The sequence below is a fragment of the Xanthomonas sp. NCPPB 1128 genome, assembly GCF_001043115.1.
Taxonomy (GTDB): domain Bacteria; phylum Pseudomonadota; class Gammaproteobacteria; order Xanthomonadales; family Xanthomonadaceae; genus Xanthomonas_A.
The window spans coordinates 79,120-99,302 of record NZ_LFME01000013.1 but is presented as its reverse complement, the minus strand read 5'-3'; the positions used below and the strand labels follow the sequence as shown (position 1 = coordinate 99,302).

Genomic DNA, 20,183 nt, shown 5'->3' with positions numbered 1-20,183 from the left:
GCGCGCTCCGCGCCGGCCGCCATCGGAGCACCGCGATGAATCGATCCCTGCATTCCCGCCTCACCCGCTGCCTGCTGGCCGCGGCACTCGTGATCGCCAGCGGCTCGGCCTGGAGCTACGCCATCCAGCAGGGCAAGGTGGTGGACGACGCCGGCAACGCCGTGCAGCTGCGTGGCGTCAACTGGTTCGGTTTCGAAACCTCGCAGCACACCGTGCACGGCCTGTGGGCGCGCAACTGGAAGGACATGATCACGCAGATGCAGGGCCTGGGCTTCAACGCCGTGCGCCTGCCGTTCTGCCCGCAGACGCTGCAGGCGGTCTCGCCCGGCAGCATCGACTACAGCCGCAACCCGGATCTGCAGGGCCTGAACTCGCTGCAGTTGCTCGACAAGGTGATCAACGAACTCAGCAGCCGCGGCATGTACGTGCTGCTCGACCACCACACCCCGGACTGCAACGCGATCTCCGAACTCTGGTACACCGGCAGCTACAGCGAGCAGCAATGGCTGAATGATCTGAGCTTCGTCGCCAAGCGCTACGCGTCGGTGCCGGGGGTGATCGGCCTGGACCTGAAGAACGAGCCGCACGGCGCCGCCACCTGGGGCAGCGGCAATGCCGCCACCGACTGGAACAAGGCGGCAGAACGCGCGTCGGCGGTGGTGCTGAACGCGGCGCCGAACTGGCTGATCGTGGTCGAGGGCATTTCCAACACGTCCACCTGCTCCAGCAACACCGCCCACTTCTGGGGCGAGAACCTGGAACCGCTGGCCTGCACGCCGCTGGCCATTCCGGCCAATCGCCTGCTGCTCGCCCCGCACGTGTACGGGCCGGACGTCTACATGCAGCCCTACTTCAGCGCGTCGAACTTCCCGGCCAACATGCCGGCGATCTGGGAGCAGCACTTCGGCCAGTTCGCCCAGGCCGGCCACGCGCTGCTGCTGGGCGAGTTCGGCGGCAAGTACGGCCAGGGCAACCCGCTGGACGTGCAGTGGCAGAACGCGCTGGTCGACTACCTGATCGGCAAGGGCATCCACAGCGGCTTCTACTGGTCGTGGAACCCGAACAGCGGCGACACCGGCGGCATCCTCAACGACGACTGGAGCACGGTGCGCAACGACAAGGTGACCCTGCTGAAGAAGCTCTGGGACGGCGGCAGCAGTGGCGGTGGCAGCGGTGGCAGCGGTGGGGGCGGTAACGGTGGTGGCAATGGCGGCGGCACAACGCCCACGCCGCCGCCGTCCGGCAGCAGCTTCAGCACCAAGGTGCTGGTCGACAGCGACTGGAACGCCGGGTACTGCAACCGTGTGCAGGTGACCAACACCGGCGCCAGCAGCGGCGACTGGACCGCCACCCTGTCGATCAGCGGCACGGTCAACAACCTGTGGAACGCCACCTGGACGCAATCGGGCACCACGCTCAGCGCCAGCGGCGTGGACTGGAACAAGACCCTGGCCCCCGGCGCGACCGCCGAGTTCGGCTTCTGCGCCGCGCGCTGAGCGCTGCGCTGCATTCCTGAGGCCACGCACGGCCACGCTCCCCGCGTGGCCATGCGTGGTACCGCCTCCACCCGGGCACCCCGCGGTGTGCCATCAGTCACGTTCCCGCGGCCGCCGCCGCCCCTCTATGCTGGCGCACTGTCCACACTCAGGCCCGGCCCATGCTCCGTCCCTTGTCGCTGTTGATCTCCAGCATCCTCACCCTCGGTACCGGCGCCGCCCTGGTCGCCGCGCAGTCGGCCCTGGCCGCGGCCACGCCGGGCCAGGCGACCGCGCCGGAGATCGCCTACACCCGCTTCACCCTGCCCAACGGCCTGACCGTGGTGGTGCACGAGGACCACAAGGCGCCGGTGGTGGCGGTGAGCATCTGGTACCACATCGGCTCAGGCGACGAGCCGGCCGGCAAGACCGGCTTCGCGCACCTGTTCGAGCACCTGATGTTCTCCGGCTCGGAGAACCACAAGGGCACCTACTTCCAGCCGTTCGAGAAGGTCGGCGCCACCGACATGAACGGCACCACCTGGTTCGACCGCACCAACTACTTCGAGACCGTGCCGACCACCGCGCTGGACACGGCGCTGTGGATGGAATCGGACCGCATGGGCCACCTGCTCGGCGCGATCGGCCAGAAGGAACTGGACACCCAGCGCGGCGTGGTCCAGAACGAGAAGCGCCAGGGCCAGAACCGCCCCTACGGCCGCGTCGACGAGAACATCCTGGCCAACATCTTCCCGGCCAACCATCCGTACCAGCACGACACCATCGGCTCGATGGCCGACCTCGACGCGGCCTCGCTGGACGACGTCAAACAGTGGTTCCACGACAACTACGGCGCCGCCAATACCACCCTGGTGCTGGCCGGCGACATCACCGTGGCGCAGGCCCGCGCCAAGGCCGAGCAGTACTTCGGCGACATCCCCGCCGGCCGGCCGGTGCCGCGCGAGCAGCCGTGGATCACCCCGCTGGCCAAGCAGACCCGCGGCGTGCAGCACGACCACGTCGCGCAGCCGCGCATCTACCGCACCTGGGTGGCGCCGCAGTTGGGCACCGACGACGCGGTGCTGCTGGACCTGGCCACCACCGTGCTCGGCGGCGGCAAGACCAGCCGCCTGTACCAGCGCCTGGTCTACCGCGACAAGCTGGCCGACGACGTCTCCGCCGGCCTGCAGTCGTTCGCGCTGGCCAGCCAGTTGCAGATCACCGCCGACGTGAAGGAAGGCGTGGACCCGGCCAAGGTCGAGGCCGCCATCGCCGACGAACTGCAGAAGTTCCTCGCCGAAGGCCCCACCGCCGACGAACTGCAGCGCGCCCAGGTCGGCTACCGCGCCGGCTTCGTGCGCGGCCTGGAGAAGGTCGGCGGCTTCGGCGGCAAGGCCACCGTGCTGGCCGAGGGCCAGGTCTACCGCAACGATCCGGGCGCCTACAAGAAGGATCTGGAACGCGCGCAGGACGCCACCGTCGCCAGCGTGCGCAAGGCCGCCGACACCTGGTTCGGCAAGGGCGACTACCTGCTGACCGTGCTGCCGGCGCCGGAGGGCTTCGATCCGGCGGCCGAGGACAAGGCGGTCAAGCCGCTGGCGGCGGCCCCGGGCAAGCCCGCACCCAAGGTGCCCGCCAAGGCCAACTACAGCGTCGGCAAGTCGCAGGTGGACCGCACCGCCGGCGTGCCGGAGACCAGCCAGTTCCCGAGCCTGAGCTTCCCGCAGCTGCAGCGCGGCAAGCTCAAGAACGGCATCGAGGTGGTGCTGGCCGAGCGCCACACCATCCCGGTCACGCAGATCCAGCTGCTGTTCGACGCCGGTTACGCGACCGACCGCGGCAGAAAGCTCGGCACCGCCAACTTCACCGCGGCGCTGATGAACGAGAGCACCCGCAATCTGGATTCGGTGGACGTGGCGCAGCGCCGCCAGCGCCTGGGTGCGATGACCAGCGTGTCCTGCGAACTGGACAGCTGCGATGCCTCGCTCAACGCGCTCAACGACCAGCTGGCGCCGTCGCTGGACCTGTTCGCCGACATCGTGCGCAACCCGGCGTTCAAGGCCGACGACATCGAGCGCATCCGCGGCCAGTGGCTGGCCTCGATCGCGCAGGAGAAGACCCAGCCGCAGGGCCTGGCGCTGCGCACCCTGCCGCCGCTGCTGTACGGCCCCAGCCATCCGTACGGCGTGCCGCTCACCGGCACCGGCACCGAGGCGGCGATCAAGAGCCTGACCGCGGGCGACCTGAGCGCGTTCCAGAACAACTGGCTGCGTCCGGACAACGTGCGCATCCTGGTGGCTGGCGATACCACCCTGGCCAAGATCATCCCGCAGCTGGATGCCGCGTTCGGCGACTGGCAGGCCCCGGCCGGCAAGCGCCCGACCAAGACCCTGCCGCAGGTGGCCGCGCAGCCCAAGCCGCGCGTGTTCCTGATCAACCGCGACGATGCTCCGCAGTCGCTGATCCTGGCCGGCCTGCTGGCGCCCTCGACCAAGGCGCCGAACAACCTGGCCATCGGCGTGGCCAACGGCGCCTTCGGCGGCACCTTCACCTCGCGGCTGAACATGAACCTGCGCGAGGACAAGCGCTGGGCCTACGGCGCCAACAGCTTCATGATCGACGCGATCGGCCAGCGCCCGTTCCTGTTCTTCGCCCCGGTGCAGACCGACAAGACCGCCGAATCGGCCGCCGAGATCCTCAAGGAAGCCAAGGCCGTGGTCGGCGACAAGCCGCTGACCGCCGCCGAGATCGCCAAGATCAAGGAACAGCGCGTGCGCGCCCTGCCGGGCAGCTTCGAGACCACCGGCGCGGTGCTCGGCGCGATGGAAGGCATCGTCCAGTACGGCCGCCCGGACGACTACGTGCAGACGCTGAAGACGCGCCTGGAAGCGATCGACCAGCCGGCGGCGGAAGCGGCGATCAAGGAGATCGTGGCGCCGCAGGCGATGACCTGGGTCATCGTCGGCGACCTCAAGCAGATCGAGGCGCCGGTGCGCGCACTGAAGCTGGGCGAGGTGCAGGTGCTGGACAGCGACGGCCAGCCGGTCAAGGCGAAGGCCACGGCGGCCGCCAAGCCGTAACGCCGCACACGCCTGGCGGGACGGTCCCGCCAGGCGCGACGCGCCGGCCCCCGCATGGGTGGCCGGCGTCATCGCATCGCCATCGCCATCGCCATCGCGCGATGCGACATGCGACATGCGACATGCGACATGCGACATGCGACGGCCATGACCTCGCACGCTGCGCTCCGGCGCAACCGGCATGCACACACACGCGGGCACAGCGCGCAGCCATCGCGGCGCGCTGCATCCATCGGCCGCGCGGGCATGCGTGCGCTGCACGGACGGATGACCACGGCTGCGCGCCGCGCCTTGCGATGTCCGTAACACTGTCCGGCCCGGCATCCTCCAAGAATCGACTCGCCTCCTGGACGCTGTTGCCGATCGGAGATCGCGATGCACGAGAACCACCCGGCAAGGCCGTTACAGGGCCGGCCATGCCCTTCACGGCACTTGGCCGCAGCGCTTGATATCCCGAAAGCCTGTTCCCGCCCGCCATCGCCATGCCGACCGCTTCGCCCCGCCGCGCCGACGCCGTGCCCCGCATCCGCGTCGGCTGCGCCGGCTGGTCGATCGCCAGCACGCAGCGCGCCCTGGTCGGCGACGGTGCCAGCCAGCTGGCGCGCTATGCCACCCGCTTCGACGTGGTCGAGATCAACTCCACGTTCTATCGCGCCCACCGCGCGAGCACCTACCAGCGCTGGGCCGACAGCGTGCCGACGGGGTTCCGCTTCTCGGCCAAGTTGCCACGCGCCATCACCCACGACGCGCGCCTGTACCGCGTCGCGCCACTGCTGCAGGCCTTCCTCGGCGAAGTCGGCCATCTCGGCGACAAGCTCGGCTGCCTGCTGGTGCAGCTGCCGCCGAGCCTGGCCTTCGATGCACGCACCGCCGCCACCTTCTTCGCCATGCTGCGGCGCCGCTGGCACCGCGGCATCACCTGCGAACCACGCCACGCCAGCTGGTTCAGCGCGCGCGCCGAGGCGCTGTGGCAGCGCCCCGGCATCGCGCGCGTGGCCGCCGACCCGGCCCTGGACGCCACTGCTGCACAGCCGGCAGGCACGGCGACGCCGGCCTACTGGCGCTGGCACGGCACGCCGCGCCTCTACTACAGCGACTACGCCGACGACACATTGCGCAGCCTGGCCGAGCGCGTCGCCGCCGCCACGCCGCATCCGGACGAAGCCTGGGTGATCTTCGACAACACCGCGCTCGGCCACGCCCTCGACAACGCCGCCACGCTGCAGGCGCAGCTGCGCGCGTTCGGCGCTCGCGCAGCCGGCTGACCCGCCACGTTCCGCTGATTCCCACGATGTGCGGGAAAAGCCCGCGCTACGACTGGAACCCGCCTCGCGTTCGCCGCCCCTGCAGGAGTGGCTTCAGCCGCGCCCTCAAGCAGATCGAAGCGTCGGTGCGCGCGCTGAAGCTGGGCGAAGTGCAGGTATAGGTGCAGGTGCTGGACAGCGACGGCCAGCCGGTCAGGCACGGATCGGCCAACGCATGTTGCGCTGCGAGGGGATCACAGCGCGACGTGGGCGTCGCGGCACGTGTCGGCAGGTCTTCAGTCGATGGCGCGCTTCGCTGCCGTCGCTGGGCAAGCGTGCGATCGCGCGCACAAAGGCATACCGCGTCTGGGCGCAGTCCCATCGCGGTCGTTGCAGGACCGCATCCGCGCGAACGCACTGGCGTTAAACGTCTTGGCGTGCGACCCGTGTCGCTCAGTGGAAGCTCACCGTGCGGATGTCTTCGCCATCGCCCCATCGGGTGCAGGTGTCGCCGCCTTCGATCCAGACCGGTTTTCCCGCCATATAGGCGGACAGCAACATCGCCAGCTGCGCTTTCCCGGTATCGGACTTCTCGTCCTTGATCATGTAGTACGTCGTGCTGGCCGCGCAGGTCGGACGCTGCGTGGGCGTCGCGTTGACCACGACGTAGTGGATGCCATCGGTCGCGCGGACCGACAGGTCCTTGACGGTCCCGGTCACGCTGCTGGCCGACGCCAGGCCTGGCAACAGGGCGAGGGCGAGCAGGGACGTGGCGAGCGTACGCACATGGCGAGGGTCGAACAGGGTCACGGCAAGGATCCTTGTTGAGTGGCAGCGCGCGCTCCCTGCAGCACAGAGACGTCCGGACAGGCCATGCGACAGGCGTTGCAGGCGCATCGATCGCAGATCCCCGCGATCGATGCCATGCATCGGACATGGCGATGGGGCCGAGGTGAAAGTGTGCATCCTATCACTGCAAGTCACGCCCTTGCGGCGGTGCAGCGCCGAGGTCGACGCCTACAGTCCGGCAGTGCGTCGAAGCCTTCAATGTGCGCCGTATCACGCATGCGACGTCGTCTACGGTCCGGCTTCGCACACTGCGGTATCGTGACGCGCTTTGCGATCCATGCACGAAGCTCAGCATGCCCATGACCGATGAAGCCCAGCGCCAGCGTGTCCTCGACAGCTACCGCATCGTCGACAGCCTGCCCGAGGACACTTACCAGGACATCGTGCAGATCGCCGCCGCGCTGTGCGATACGCCGATCGCATTGCTGTCGCTGGTGGACCGCGACCGGCAGTGGTTCAAGGCCAGGATGGGCCTGGAGGTGCCGCAGACCGAGCGCAGCCAGGCGGTGTGCGACCACGCGATTCGGGAACCCGAGCAATTGCTGGAAGTGCCCGATCTCGCCGACGACCCGCGTTTCGCCGACATTTCGGTGGTCCGCGGCGATACCGGCGCGCGCTTCTACGCCGGGATGCCGCTGGTGACCGATGAGGGCATCGCCTTGGGCACGGTGTGCGTGCTGGACACCACGCCGCGCGAGCTCAAGGACACCCAACGCGACGGCCTGCGCGCGCTGGCGCGCACCGCCATGCGCCTGCTCGACGAACGCCGGGACACGCTGCAGCGCGAACGCGAGGCGCTCTTGCAGGCGCACCCGGTGGCAGACAGCGCAGATGCGGGCGCCCACGGCCGCTACTGGTTGGTGATCCTGGAGGTACAGGAACTGGCCGCGCTGGCCGAACGGCAGAGCGAGCGCATGCTCGGCAGCCGCCTGCAGCAGTTGGACCAGACCCTGGCCAGCTACGTGCAGGACGGCGGTGCCGACAGCGTGGACCGCGCCACCGATAGCGCGGAATTCATCGTGATGCTGCATGGCGCCGATGCCGAACAGAAGCTGCGTGGCCTGCGCGAGATCGCATCCCGGCAGCAGGCGCTCGGACTGACCGTGCTGGTCGGCGACGCCCAGGCCGCGCGGGCGGACGAGTCGATCGGGCTGGTGTTCCTGCGCGCCGAAGCCGCGCTCAGCGCCGAGAAGGACCGCCTGCATTCGCAGACGCCCTGAGCCGCGCCGCGGACGCCGACCTGCTGCGTGCATCGGCGCCGGCGGAAGGCTGAACGACCCGCCGTCCGACCTGGGAGCAGCGCCAACCACCCGGCAGACGGCATGTCTCCAAGGCTGGCCCTGGCGACGGACAGCTCGCCGCAACGGCGGCCCCGTTCTTGCATATCCCAAGATGTTGCGGTCCCTCACCGGTGCGAACCGGACGACGCGCGGCCGCCAAGGAGGATCGGCGCGCCGCGCATCGGATCCGGCCGCGCCCGCCCCGTCTCCGCTTCGGTCGTTTACCATGCCGCACGCATCCTGCTCTGGACCCGACATGAGCCATGCCGCTCCTCCCTGCTGCACCCCACTGCTGAGCCTGTCGCTCGGCCTGTTGCTCGGCAACGTCGACACCGCCATGGCCGAGGCCGGTCCCGCGACGACGCTGACCGCACCGGTGCCGCCGCCGCAGACGCCCGACCTGGCCTACCCGGAACTGTTCCAGGCAGTGCAGCAGCAGGAGCTGTTCGACGACCAGAAGCACTTCGTCGATGCGCTGCCGCTGCGCGACCCGGCGCTGATCAACGCCGACTATCTGGCGCAGCGCCAGCAACCCGGCTTCGACCTGCGCCGCTTCGTCGCGGCCAACTTCGAGGAATCCGGCCCGGTGCAGACCGAGGCGATCCGCCAGGACACCGGCCTGCGCGAGCACATCGACGCGCTGTGGCCGCTGCTGGTGCGCCGCCAGGTCGACGTGCCGGCCTACAGCAGCCTGCTGTCGCTGCCGCATCCCTACGTGGTGCCCGGCGGACGCTTCCGCGAGGTCTACTACTGGGATTCCTACTTCACCATGCTCGGCCTGGTGGAGAGCGGCGAGCACGAACGCAGCCGGCAGATGCTGGACAACTTCGCCTACCTGATCGACACCTACGGGCACATCCCCAACGGCAACCGCACCTACTACCTGAGCCGCTCGCAGCCGCCGTTCTTCTCGCACATGGTGCAGTTGCAGGCCAAGGTGGAAGGCGATGCCGCCTACGCGCGCTACCTGCCGCAGTTGCAGAAGGAATACGCCTACTGGATGGAGGGCGCGCAGACCCTGGCCCCGGGCAACGCGCATGCGCACGTGGTGCGGCTGGCCGACGGCAGCCTGCTCAACCGCTACTGGGACGCCCGCGACACGCCGCGCCCGGAAGCCTGGCTGCACGACGTGCGCACCGCCGCCGAGGCCAAGGACCGCCCTGCCGCCGAGGTCTACCGCGACCTGCGCGCCGGCGCCGAGAGCGGCTGGGACTACTCCAGCCGCTGGCTCGGCGACCGCAAGACCCTGGCCAGCATCCGCACCACCGCCATCGTCCCGGTCGACCTGAACAGCCTGCTCTACCACCTGGAGAGCACCCTGGCCCTGGCCTGCGCCAAGAACCCGGGCGCGGCCGGCTGCGATACCGACTACGCCGCCCTCGCCAGCGCGCGCAAGACCGCGATCGACAAGCACCTGTGGAGCGATGCCGGCTACTACGCCGACTACGACTGGCAGCAGCGCCGGCTGCGCGAGCAGGTCACCGCGGCGGCGCTGTACCCGCTGTTCGTCGGGGTCGCCTCGCCGGCCCGGGCCAAACGCAGCGCCGACACCGTGCAGGCGCAGTTGCTGCGCCCCGGCGGCGTCGCGACCACGCGCCTGCACACTGGCCAGCAGTGGGACGAACCCAACGGCTGGGCGCCGCTGCAGTGGATCGCCGTGGACGGCCTGCGCCGCTACGGCCAGGACGCGCTGGCGCAACGCATCGGCAGCCGCTTCCTGGCGCGGGTGCAGGCGCTGTTCGCGCAGCAGCACAAGCTGGTGGAGAAGTACGCGGTGGACGCGCAGGCCAAGGGCGGCGGCGGCGGCGAGTACGCCCTGCAGGACGGCTTCGGCTGGACCAACGGCGTGACCCTGCTGCTGCTGGACCTGTACGCGGCACCGGCCGCCGCGCCGGCAGCGCCGCACGCGCAAGCGCAGGCGGACGCCGAGGCGGAGGCGGAGGCAGTCGCGCTTTGAGCCGCTGCGGCAGGCACCCGCGGCCACCTGCTTCCCTCTGCGCACGCGTTAGGGCGAGCGATGGACGCCACGGCTACTGCGCCGGCGTCTCCACAGGGATGCCCATCGCGACGCGATAGCGCTGGTACAGCGCCATCACCTTGTCGATGTACTCGCGGGTCTCCGCGTACGGCGGCACGCCGCCGTAGCGCGTCACCGTGCCGATGCCGGCGTTGTAGGCCGCCGCGGCCAGCACCCGGTCGCCGGCGTAGCGGCGCAGCAGCGCGCGCATGTAGCGTGCGCCGCCGGCGATGGACTGGTCGGCCGCGAACGGATCGCGCACGCCGTATTCCTTCGCCACCTCCGGCAACAGCTGCATCACCCCTTGCGCGCCCTTGGGCGAGACCGCGGCGGCGTCGAAGCCGCTCTCGGCATGTGCGATGGCGCGCAGCCACGGCTCGTCCACCCCGGTGGCGCGCGCCGCGGCGCGGAACTGCCTGGCGTGCGGTTGCAGTTGCGGCGCCCCGACCTTGCCCAGCCCGGGATGCGCCGCCTCGCCCGGCGGGGTCACGGCGGTGAAGCGCAGGTAGGGCCGCGAGCCCGGCAGGTTGCGCGTGGAGTAGACCAGTTGGCCGTCCTGCTCGCGCTCGTACAGGGTGCCGCTGAACACGCCCAGGTTGCCCCACGGATTGGGCGTGGCGATCGCCGCATCGTCCAGCTCCTTCGGCGTGCAGCGCGAGCCCGGTTCCGGCGCGGTGGCCAGGCTGACCGTGCCGTCGCGCACGCAGCGGTACACGGTGCGCGCGGAGGCGCCGGGGACGACGCCACAGCACAGCAGCAGACACAGCGCGGCACGGGCAAGCGGCATCGGCGGCATGATCGGACGGGACGGGCGCGCATCATCGCGCAGCGCGCGTCGAGGCGAGTGATGGCGGGGCTCTGTACGCTGCCCGACAGTTCCCTCCCTCGTAAGAGCGGCTTCAGCCGGGACCACGATTTCCCTGTAATGCATCGCGGCTGAAGCCGCTCCTACAGAAATCCGCAACCAGATAACTGGGTGCACGGTGGGAGGGACTTTCAGTCCCGACGCTTCCAAAGTCGGATACACCGCATCCTCCGCTTCCGCGGCCGAAGCGTACCTCTGACAACCCGAGGGGAGCACACTCGTAGGAGTGGCTTCAGCCGCGACGAGGAATTCCCTGGAAAGCCATCGCGGCTGAAGCCGCTCCTACAGCAATCCGCAACAAGCTGGCTGGATGCACTGTGGGAGGGACTTCAGTCCCGACGGCTGCCAAGGTCGAATCGCCGCCTACGGCGCGCAGGCCGCCAGTTTCTGATCGGCGTACCACAACGCGCGCCGTGCCAGGTCGTAGGCGCTGTCGGCCTCGCGCGGCAGCAGTTGCTGCGCGCGGATCGGGTCGGCGCCCTTGGCCATCGCGGTTTCCACCTGCAGCAGCGCGTCCAGGTGCTGCTGCACCGGCGCCAGCAGGCGCGCGCGCTGCGCGGCGGGGCAGGCGCCGCGGCGTTGCTGCAACTCGGCCAGCGCCTGGCGGATCCGCCGGCTGGCTTCGCCATCCAACCCCGGCGCCTTTTCGAAGGCGATCGGCGCGGCCTTGTAGGCATCGCCGGTGGCCTCGCTGCCGAGGTCGCTGGGGCGTTCGTGCAGCGCCGGGTTGAAGCGCACGTCCGGCGGCGGCCGCGCCACCGCCGACTGATGGGTGTTCTTGGGCAACAGTTGCCTGATCGCCCGGTCGATGCCCTGCACGGCGACGTCGCCGAGGGTGCCGTCGCTGGCCCAGTCCTTGTCGAAGCGGGTGGACCGGTAGTCGATCGGGTTCGGCCGCTCGAGCAGGCGCTTGGACTTGGCGACGTCGCGCGGATTGAGCGTTCCCGGTGGCGTGCCCTGCGCCTGCGCGAACGGATCCACCGCCACCCCGTCCGGCAGGCGCGGATGGCCATCGCCGGTATAGAGCGTCGCCGCCATCCGCGCGTCGGCCGCGGTCGCCGCAGCCGCCGTCCGCGGCGGCGTCGACGAAGACGGCGGCGCGGCGGCGGCACGCGACTGCCGTGCCACGGCCGCCTTCCGTGCGGCCGCCGACGGCGCCCGCACGGAAGGCGGTGGCGGGACCGGGGCGCGCTGCACGGAGTGCCGTGGCAGAAACACCAGCCGCAGCGCATCCTCGGCCGCCACGGGTGGCGGCGCCGACGGCGCGCCCCACAGCAGGCGCCCCAGCAAGGCCAGGATCATCGCGGTCGCCAGTGCCGCCCACAGCTGCAGCCAACGGTCTTGCGCAGGGAGGGCGGTCACGAGGGTCGAGAATCCATGGGCAGGCGGCTGGGGCGAATGTGGGGGACGGACCGGTACAGCGTGCCGGGAGTTCCGTTGCCGGCGCGTGCCGCCATGCGCGGCGGGCGGCGACACGGCGTCACCGGCGACCGCCCGGCGCACGCAAGGCCTTGTCGCGTCAGGGATTGCGTCGGCGCATGCGCAAAACGGCTAAGGTGGCGCGCACCGCCGGCGCGACAGCCGGCGTACAGCCAGCGGGCACCGACGCCCGCCCTGCCGCAGGAGAACCGCATGATCCGACGCCTGGCCGCCGCGCTGCTCGGCGCCGCACTGGCGCTGCCGACGCACGCTGCCCCCTCGCACCTGGACAGCGTCCTGCAACGCGGCACGCTGCGCGTGTGCACCACCGGCGACTACGCGCCCTACAGCCGCCTGCGCGCCGACGGCAGCTACGAAGGCATCGACATCGCCCTGGCGCAATCGCTGGCCGAGAGCCTGGAGGTCAAGCTGCAATGGGTGCCGACGCGCTGGCCAACGTTGCTGCCTGACCTGATCGCCGACCGCTGCGACATCGCCGTCGGCGGCATCTCGGTGTCGCTGCCGCGGCAGCGCCAAGCCTGGTTCAGTGCGGTGCTGGAGGTCGACGGCAAGATCCCGCTGGTGCGTTGCGGCGACCGCGCGCGCTACCGTGACATCGCCCGGATCGACCGCCCCGAGGTGCGGGTGATCGAACCGCGCGGCGGCACCAACGAGGCCTTCGCCCGGCGCGAACTGCCGCATGCGCAGCTGATCCTGTCCGATGACAATCCCGCCATCTTCCGCGACCTGCGCGAGGGCCGCGCCGACGTCATGATCACCGACGCCTCCGAGGCGCACTTCCAGCAGCGCCAGGTGCCCGGCCTGTGCGCGGTGGCGCCGCAGCAACCGCTGCAGTACAGCGAGAAGGCATTCCTGCTGCCGCGCGACGACATGGCCTGGAAGGCCTACGTCGACCAGTGGCTGCACCTGAGCAAGGCCAGCGGCGCCTATGCGCAGATCGTGGCTGCGTGGCTCGGCGATCCGGAAACGATCCACTAGGCCTCCCGCCTGCCTGCGCGCAGCCGCTATGCTGCCGCGGCCGGCGGCATTCGCCCCGGCTTAGGGGATCCAAACAAGGAGAGAGCATGAAACTGCAATGGAGAACGCTCGCGCTGCTGGGCGTGCTGTTGCTGGCCACCGGCTGCGCGACCAACAGCGTGGTGCACCAGAGCTACAAGGCGACCACCGCCGAAACCTACTGGTACCAGCTCACCGGCAACGACGATACCGATGCCGAGAGCGTGGCCATGTTCCGCCGCCAGCTCGACGCGCAACTGGACGCGGCGCACCTGCACGGCGCGCAGGGCCAGGCCAATGCGCGCAAGATGACCATCGTCATCGATCACTACTACATGCGCAGCAATGGCGCGCGCTTCTGGGCCGGCATCATGGCCGGTCGCGACAAGATCAAGAGCCGCGTGAGCATCGCCGATGCCAGCGGCAAGACCGCGGCGCAGTTCGACGTGGAATCGACCAACAGTACCGCCTGGGGCACCTCCGAGGGCCTGATCGAACGCCATGCCCAGGAGATCGTCGCGCGGCTCAAGCAACTGCAGTAGTACGTGCCGCCCGTGCAGGACCGCATCGGTCCTGTACGGGCGCCGAAGCGCATCAACGCGCTGCCTGCAGCGCATCTCGAATCGCTTGATCCCTCGACACGCAAGCCGGATGCAGCTTGCTCTGTAGGAGTCAACTGCATGCAGCCGCGACGCGCGACGTGGCGTGCGTTCCGATGGCGCAATGCGTCGGGACTGAAGTCCCTCCCACAGTGCACCCGGCAGGCTCGCCGCAAGCCCCTGTAGGAGCGGCTTCAGCCGCGACGAAGCGTTCCCGGTAAAGCCCGTCGCGGCTGAAGCCGCTCCTACAGGACACGCTTCGAATTGATGCGAAATGCGCTGTCGTCGATCAAGCAGCAGCACGTCAGATGCGCAAGGCAGCCCGCGCAGTATCAGTACCGCTCAGCCGGCCAGACCCAGCTGCTCGGCCAGATCGCTGCGCGGCGAACGCCCGTACAGCCGGCTGTATTCGCGGCTGAACTGCGACGGGCTCTGGTAGCCGACGCGGTAGCCGGCCGCACCCACGTCCATCCGCTCCACCACCATCAGCCGCCGTGCCTCGCGCAGGCGCAACTGCTTCTGGTACTGCAGCGGCGTCATCGCCGCGACCGCGCTGAAATGGTGATGCAGCGAGGACACGCTCATGTTGACCTGGCGCGCCAGGTCCTCGATCCGCAGCGGTTCGGCGTAGTGCTGGCGCAGCCAGGCGATGGCCTTGGCGATACGGTTGCTCGGGCTGTCCTCCTGCGCGATGCGCAGCAGGTTCGGCCCGCACGGCCCGGCCAGCAGGCGGTACAGGATTTCCTGTTCGATCAGCGGCGCCATCGCCGCGATGTCGGCCGGCCGCTCGAGCAGCCGCAGCATGCGCAGCGTCGCGTCCAGCAGGTCCGGGCAGGCGGTATTGACCGACACCCCGCGCGGACGCTCGGCACCGACCTGCGGCGGCAACGGAATGCGCTCGAGCAATTCGCGCAGCCGATCCGGCCGGATCGACATGCCCACGCCCAGCAACGGGTGTTCCGGGCTGGCCTGGGTGATGCGCGAGACCACCGGCAGATCCAGCGTCACCAGCAGAAAGGTGCCGACCCCGTAGCGGTATTCCTCGCTGCCCAGGGTCAGGCACTTCTCGCCCTGCAGCACCAGCGCAAAGACCGGCCATTGCGCGGTATGCGTCTTCGGCGACGGCGCGGAGCGGTAGGAGCAGAAGAAGCCGTCGATGGCGGTGTCGTGGTCGCCATCGGGCGTGGCCAATCGGGCAACCAGGGCGGCCATTTCCTGGTAGCGGTGGGCGAGCGCGGTCATCGGCAAGGGCGCCGTAGCGTGCGAAAGGAGGCAGTCAAGCTTGCACGATGCTGCGCCGGCACGGACCACGGCGCGACGCGGCTTGCAGGATCGTACAAGAATTCCGTTGGATCGCGCTAACGCGCGCGCCGCGCGCAGCAGCATCCTGTGTCGGCCGGTTCCCGTACCGGCGCCGTCCCGGAACGCCCGCCTCCGTCTGCCTGTTCCGGCCATACGGCCCTGTCCCTTCCCCATGCCCCGCCGTCGCGCTGCCGCGTCGCCGCCAGCGCGCCATGTGGGCGACGCAGATCGCAGGAGAGACCGATGCACCCCCATACCGAAGCCCTGGAAATCGCCACCTTCCGCCTGCTGGACTGCACCTGGCGCACCTTCCTGCGCGCCAATGCCGAAGTCGATGCCTGGCTGCAGCGCCAGCCCGGCTTCCGCTCGCGGCGCATCGCCCGCCGCCGCGACGGCAGCGTGGTCGACATGGTGCTGTGGGACAGCGTGGCGCACGGCACCGCGTCGGCGCGGCGGCTGATGCGCGAACTGCAGGGCGCGGCGATCCACGCCCTGATCGATCCGGACACGGTGTCGTGGGACATCGCCGCGGTGCAGCACGTCAGCGGCGAGGAACACGATGCGGCGGAGGCCGCAGAGGCAGACAGCCTCGCGGCGTGATCCTATGCGGCTGGCTCAGACCCAGCCGCGGCGGCGGAACCACGCCAGCGGCACCAGCATGCTCAGCGCGATCACGCCCAGCGCCCAGTAATAGGCGTCGTGCCATTTCAGTTCAGGCATGTGCGCGAAGTTCATGCCCCAGATGCCCACCAGCACCGTCGGCGGGATGCCCACCACCGAGGCCACCGCCATCACCTTCATCACGTTGTTCTGGTCGACGTTGATCATGCCCAGCACGCTGTCGAGCAGGAACTCGATGCGGTCGTCCAGGTGCTGCTCGAATTCGATGAGGGTGGCCAGATCCTTGTGCAACAGGCCGATGCGCTTGGCCGCGTCCTCGCCGAACCAGTCCGGCGCGGCATCGTCCAGATAGGTGGCCAGGCGCAGCAGGCCATGGCCGGCGTTGTGCATGCCGCCCAGGCGCCGGCCCATGTCGCCGACGTCGTGCAGCATCCGCTCCAGGTGCCGCGACTTGTGCCGCGCATGCGGCTTGGCGAACGCGGCACGCGTGGCCTCGGTGATCTGCGCCTCCAGCGCTTCCAGGCGATCGGCCAGGCGCCCGACCAGTTCGTCGAGCAGCCGCAACAGCAGATCGTCGCTGCTGCGGCAGGGGCTGTGCTGCAACTGCGCGGCCACCGCGTCCAGCGAGGCCATCGGCTGCTCGCGCTGGGTCACCAGCACCCGCGGCGACACCGCAAAACCCAGCGGCGCGGTGGGACCATCCTCGTCCTGGAAGCGCGGCACGTTGAGGAACAGCACATCGCCCTCCACCCGCACCCGGCTGCTGAACTCGATCTCGCCGATGGCCGCACGCGTCGGCACGGCGAAGCCGACCTTGCTATCGACCTCGGCCAGGTCCGCCTCGCTCGGCCGGCACAGGTCCACCCAGCACACCGGCGTGTCGGAGGTACCGCCGAAGCGATGGATGGTGATCATCGGGACTGGCTCGCGCGGGAAAGGCCGCGAGCATCCGCCAGCGCGCGTGGAGCGTCAACGATCGCCGCGCACGCCGGTTCAGGCTAGGGCGTGTCATCAATCCCCGAGCATGCCGCGCCGCGATTGCGCGCGCCTCTGGCAAGGAAGAGCGAGGACGTGGACGTGCGTCCACGCCCGAGCGATGACGCGGCCACGGGCGCGCGCAACCGCGGCCCTTCGGGTTGGGCCTGGCAGGCGCGCGGCATACTCGGGAATGGGCGACACGCCCTAGGCGCTGCGGCGCTTCAACGCGTAGCCCACGCCCAGCAGCAGGAACCACACCGGGCTGGCGAACAAGGCCTGGCGAGTATCGGCCTGCAGGGTCAGCAGCGCCAGCACGAAGGCGAAGAACGCCAGGCACACGTAGCACATGACCACGCCGCCGGGCATCTTGAACGCGGACGCCGCATGCAGCTGCGGGCGCTTGCGCCGGTAGGCGATGTAGGCGCACAGGATCAGCGACCAGACGAACATGAACAGCACCGCGGCCAGCGTGGTGACCAGGGTGAAGGCGGTGACCAGGTTCGGGATCAGGTACATCAGCACGGTGCCGCCAAGCAGGCAGGCGCAGGAGAACAGCAGTCCGCGTGCCGGCACCGCCGCGCGCGAGAGCCGGGCGAAGCCGCGCGGCGCGTGGCGCTCCTCGGCCAGGCCGTAGAGCATGCGGCTGGTGGAGAAGATGCCGCTGTTGGCCGAGGACGTGGCCGAGGTCAGCACCACGAAGTTGATCAGACTGGCCGCGGCCGGCACGCCGGCCAGCACGAACAGCTCCACGAACGGGCTCTTGCCCGGCACAACCTCGCGCCACGGCGTCACCGCCATGATCGCGACCAGCGCCAGCACGTAGAACACCAGAATGCGCACCGGGATCGAGTTGATCGCCTTGGGCAGGTTGCGGCGCGGGTCGGCGGTCTCGGCCGCGGTGGTGCCGACCAGTTCGATGCCGACGAAGGCGAACACCGCGATCTGGAAGCCGGCGAAGAACCCGCCCAGCCCCATCGGGAACATGCCGCCGTCGTTCCACAGATTGGCCAGCGAGGCCACGTGCCCGGACGGCGACTGGAAGCCCCAGGCGACCAGGCCGGCGCCGGTGAGGATCAGCGCGCAGATCGCGATGATCTTGATGAGTGCGAACCAGAATTCCATTTCGCCGAACAGCTTCACCGTCACCAGGTTCAACCCCAGCAACAACAGCACGCACAGCATCGCCGGGATCCAGGGCGCCAGCGTCGGGAACCAGAACTGCGCGTAGGCGGCGATCGCGATCACGTCGGCGATGGCGGTGATGATCCAGCAGAACCAGTAGGTCCAGCCGCAGAAGAATCCGGCCCAGGGCCCCAGCAGGTCGGTGGAGAAGTCGATGAACGACTTGTACTCCAGGTTCGACAGCAGCAGCTCGCCCATCGCGCGCATCACGAAGAACAGCATCACGCCGATGATCAGGTACACGAACAGGATCGACGGCCCGGCCAGGCTGATGGTCTTGCCCGAGCCCATGAACAGGCCGGTGCCGATCGCCCCGCCGATCGCGATCAGCTGCAGGTGGCGGTTGGAGAGGCTGCGCTGCAGGTGGTCGGGCTGGGCGGACGGATCGGTCATGGGCGCAGGCCATCGCGTGGGGTTAGCCTGCAAACATAGAAGATGGCGGCAGCGCGCGCCAGCCGCGCATCGCGTCGGCGGCGCCTGCGGCGCCCCGGACGGCGTCGCATGCCGCCCGGGACGCACGGGCGCGGCCGCTCAGGCCAGCGCGCCGCCCTGGCCGATCGCGACGAAGCTGAAGTCGCGGTCGGACTGGTTGCCGCCGCCGTCGCCGGTCTTGAGCAGCACCTGGCCCGCGTCCAGGCGGATGATCACCGCGTTGTCGCAGGTGCTGCCGTCGCCCGGATAGATCTGGGTCACCGAAACGCCGTCCAGCGCCTGGAACGGCGGCTGGAAGCTCACCAGGTAGTGCCCGGTGCTGACGTGCGCCACCGTGTATCCCGCACCGTTGCGGACCGCGCCGTCCGCCCCGACCACGCCCGCCACCACCCGCACGCCCGTCGCGCCCGTCGCGCCTGCATGGGCCGCGGCGTCGAGCAACTGCCCCATCGCATTGTTCGTCATGCCATTCTCCGATCTTGATGAAGGAAAGTCCGATGGCGCGGCGACCGTAGCGGTCCGTTGCGGCCGCGCGCCGGCCCTGCCTCGTCCATGAACCGGCAGCATCGCCGCGCTGCACGCGCGGCCGTATCGGCGATTTCCTGATCGGTGCCGGGGCGGCGACCGAGATCGGCTCAGGCAGCGACGCTCACACCAATTTGGTGCGCCGCCACCACTGCGTGACCTTTTCCTCGCGCACCAGGGTGAACAGGCCGGCGCCGAGGATCAGCGCGATGCCCACCGCCATCGGCCAGTCAAGGTGGTCGTGGAACAGCCAGTAGCCGAAGCCGATCGCCCACAGCATCTGGCTGTACTGGGTCGGCGCCACCGCGCTGATCGGCGCCGCGCGCGAGGCGTACATCATGAAGATCGCAGCCAGGCCGGCGAGCAGGCCGTAGCCGGCCAGCAGGATCCACTGCTGCCAGGTCGGCCAGACGAAGGTCGGCAGCATCAGCAGCCCGCCCATCAGCAGCGGGCCGAGCACGCCGGCACCGTACAGGGTCAGGCGCTTCTCGCCGGGCCCGGCCATGCGCAGGCTGATCACCGACACCGCCCCAACCAGGCCGCAGACGATCGCCGCGACATGGCCCTGGCCCAGGTGCCGGAACCCCGGCCGCAGCACCACCAGCACCCCGATGAAGCCGACGATCACCGCCAGCCAGCGCCGCCAGCGCACCTCCTCCTTGAGCAGCAGCACCGACAGCACGGTGACGAAGATCGGCATCAGGAAGATCAGCGCGAACGCCTCGGCCATCGGCAGCAGGGTGAACGCGGTGACCGCGGACAGGTTGCCGGCCGCACCGGTGAACGCGCGCAGCAGCCAGATGCTGGGCCGCTGCGCCACCACCACCTCGCGCCAACGATCGCCCGGCTTCTTCAGGAACGGCAGCGCGGCGAGCATCAGCAGCGCGCCGAAGAACACCACCTCGTAGGCCGGCAGCGAACCCTCCAGACCCTTCACGAAGGCATCGCTGATCGAATAGGCGGCATAACAAGCGAAACCGAGCAGCACACCCTTGAGCATGGCGATCCTGGCCGGCAGCGGCGCTGCGACGGCGTACGTGGGGGGGGATGGCCAGTATCGCTCTTTTGCTGTGGCGCTGCCGCCACGTTGGCCCTGGAAATGGCAGGCGTTCCAATCGCGCGGCTCGTTCGTTGCGCCCGCCGCCCTGCTGGCCGGCATCGTCGCGCGGTGTGGTCATCGCGCTGCGGTTTGCCGCATCCGGCGCCGCCTTTTCCCTCAGGAACATGCACACGACGACGTGCACCAGCGATGCGGTTGCACGGAGGCATCGGTTACGATGCGCTCCCGCATCCGAGCC

General features: G+C 69.8%; 16 protein-coding genes. 8 read left to right on the top strand and 8 right to left on the bottom strand.

Annotation, left to right across the window (positions count from 1 at the left end; translation table 11 throughout):
• Positions 1–35: 35 nt before the first annotated feature.
• The 3 genes from ACP93_RS10435 to ACP93_RS10425 all read left to right on the top strand — a co-directional run bounded on the left by ACP93_RS10435 (position 36) and on the right by ACP93_RS10425 (position 5,820).
• Positions 36–1,496, top strand: coding sequence for a glycoside hydrolase family 5 protein (locus ACP93_RS10435; RefSeq protein ID WP_048490640.1), 1,461 nt, complete (start codon positions 36–38; stop codon positions 1,494–1,496).
• A 161-nt stretch (positions 1,497–1,657) separates the two neighbouring features.
• The gene (locus ACP93_RS10430; RefSeq protein WP_048490611.1) at positions 1,658–4,555 is read left to right on the top strand and encodes a M16 family metallopeptidase; all 2,898 of its coding nucleotides are present in this window, start codon (positions 1,658–1,660) and stop codon (positions 4,553–4,555) included.
• A gap of 482 nt (positions 4,556–5,037) precedes the next feature.
• Positions 5,038–5,820, top strand: a complete 783-nt coding sequence (locus tag ACP93_RS10425; protein WP_048490610.1) for a DUF72 domain-containing protein — start codon at positions 5,038–5,040, stop codon at positions 5,818–5,820.
• 432 nt (positions 5,821–6,252) lie between these two features.
• On the opposite strand, the gene ACP93_RS10420 is transcribed toward ACP93_RS10425, so the two are convergent.
• Positions 6,253–6,609, bottom strand: coding sequence for a hypothetical protein (locus tag ACP93_RS10420; RefSeq protein ID WP_228136007.1), 357 nt, complete (start codon positions 6,607–6,609; stop codon positions 6,253–6,255).
• Between the two features lie 332 nt (positions 6,610–6,941).
• Here ACP93_RS10420 and ACP93_RS10415 point away from each other — a divergent pair, with 332 nt between their 5' ends.
• On the top strand, positions 6,942–7,868 hold the full coding sequence (locus ACP93_RS10415) for a GAF domain-containing protein (RefSeq protein ID WP_048490609.1): 927 nt from the start codon (positions 6,942–6,944) through the stop codon (positions 7,866–7,868).
• Positions 7,869–8,184: 316 nt separating this feature from the next.
• The gene (treA, locus tag ACP93_RS10410) at positions 8,185–9,885 is read left to right on the top strand and encodes an alpha,alpha-trehalase TreA (protein WP_048490608.1); all 1,701 of its coding nucleotides are present in this window, start codon (positions 8,185–8,187) and stop codon (positions 9,883–9,885) included.
• A 73-nt stretch (positions 9,886–9,958) separates the two neighbouring features.
• Here treA and ACP93_RS10405 read toward each other — a convergent pair whose 3' ends face one another.
• Both ACP93_RS10405 and ACP93_RS10400 read right to left on the bottom strand, forming a co-directional pair.
• Positions 9,959–10,732 carry a lytic transglycosylase domain-containing protein gene (locus ACP93_RS10405; protein ID WP_228136006.1) on the bottom strand — a complete coding sequence of 258 codons (774 nt, stop codon included), beginning with the start codon at positions 10,730–10,732 and terminating at the stop codon, positions 9,959–9,961.
• Between the two features lie 441 nt (positions 10,733–11,173).
• Positions 11,174–12,172, bottom strand: coding sequence for a hypothetical protein (locus ACP93_RS10400; RefSeq protein ID WP_228136005.1), 999 nt, complete (start codon positions 12,170–12,172; stop codon positions 11,174–11,176).
• 270 nt (positions 12,173–12,442) lie between these two features.
• On the opposite strand from ACP93_RS10400, the gene ACP93_RS10395 reads away from it, so the two are divergent.
• Positions 12,443–13,228 carry a transporter substrate-binding domain-containing protein gene (locus tag ACP93_RS10395; RefSeq protein ID WP_048490606.1) on the top strand — a complete coding sequence of 262 codons (786 nt, stop codon included), beginning with the start codon at positions 12,443–12,445 and terminating at the stop codon, positions 13,226–13,228.
• Between the two features lie 86 nt (positions 13,229–13,314).
• A complete protein-coding gene (locus ACP93_RS10390; RefSeq protein ID WP_048490605.1) occupies positions 13,315–13,788 on the top strand; it encodes a DUF4410 domain-containing protein in 474 nt (157 codons plus the stop codon).
• Positions 13,789–14,187: 399 nt separating this feature from the next.
• On the opposite strand, the gene ACP93_RS10385 is transcribed toward ACP93_RS10390, so the two are convergent.
• On the bottom strand, positions 14,188–15,087 hold the full coding sequence (locus ACP93_RS10385) for an AraC family transcriptional regulator (protein ID WP_048490604.1): 900 nt from the start codon (positions 15,085–15,087) through the stop codon (positions 14,188–14,190).
• Between the two features lie 303 nt (positions 15,088–15,390).
• Between ACP93_RS10385 and ACP93_RS10380 the strand changes: the two genes are divergently transcribed.
• Positions 15,391–15,747, top strand: a complete 357-nt coding sequence (locus ACP93_RS10380) for a hypothetical protein (protein ID WP_048490603.1) — start codon at positions 15,391–15,393, stop codon at positions 15,745–15,747.
• 15 nt (positions 15,748–15,762) lie between these two features.
• On the opposite strand, the gene ACP93_RS10375 is transcribed toward ACP93_RS10380, so the two are convergent.
• From ACP93_RS10375 to ACP93_RS10360, 4 genes are all read right to left on the bottom strand, one after another.
• Positions 15,763–16,683, bottom strand: coding sequence for a CorA family divalent cation transporter (locus ACP93_RS10375; RefSeq protein ID WP_048490602.1), 921 nt, complete (start codon positions 16,681–16,683; stop codon positions 15,763–15,765).
• A gap of 267 nt (positions 16,684–16,950) precedes the next feature.
• Positions 16,951–18,321: a D-serine/D-alanine/glycine transporter gene (gene cycA, locus ACP93_RS10370; RefSeq protein ID WP_048490601.1), complete on the bottom strand. Its 1,371-nt coding sequence runs from the start codon at positions 18,319–18,321 to the stop codon at positions 16,951–16,953.
• Between the two features lie 138 nt (positions 18,322–18,459).
• Entirely contained in the window at positions 18,460–18,825 is a 366-nt protein-coding gene (locus tag ACP93_RS10365; RefSeq protein WP_048490600.1) for a hypothetical protein, read from the bottom strand.
• A 184-nt stretch (positions 18,826–19,009) separates the two neighbouring features.
• Positions 19,010–19,885, bottom strand: a complete 876-nt coding sequence (locus ACP93_RS10360; RefSeq protein WP_048490599.1) for a DMT family transporter — start codon at positions 19,883–19,885, stop codon at positions 19,010–19,012.
• Positions 19,886–20,183 lie beyond the last annotated feature (298 nt).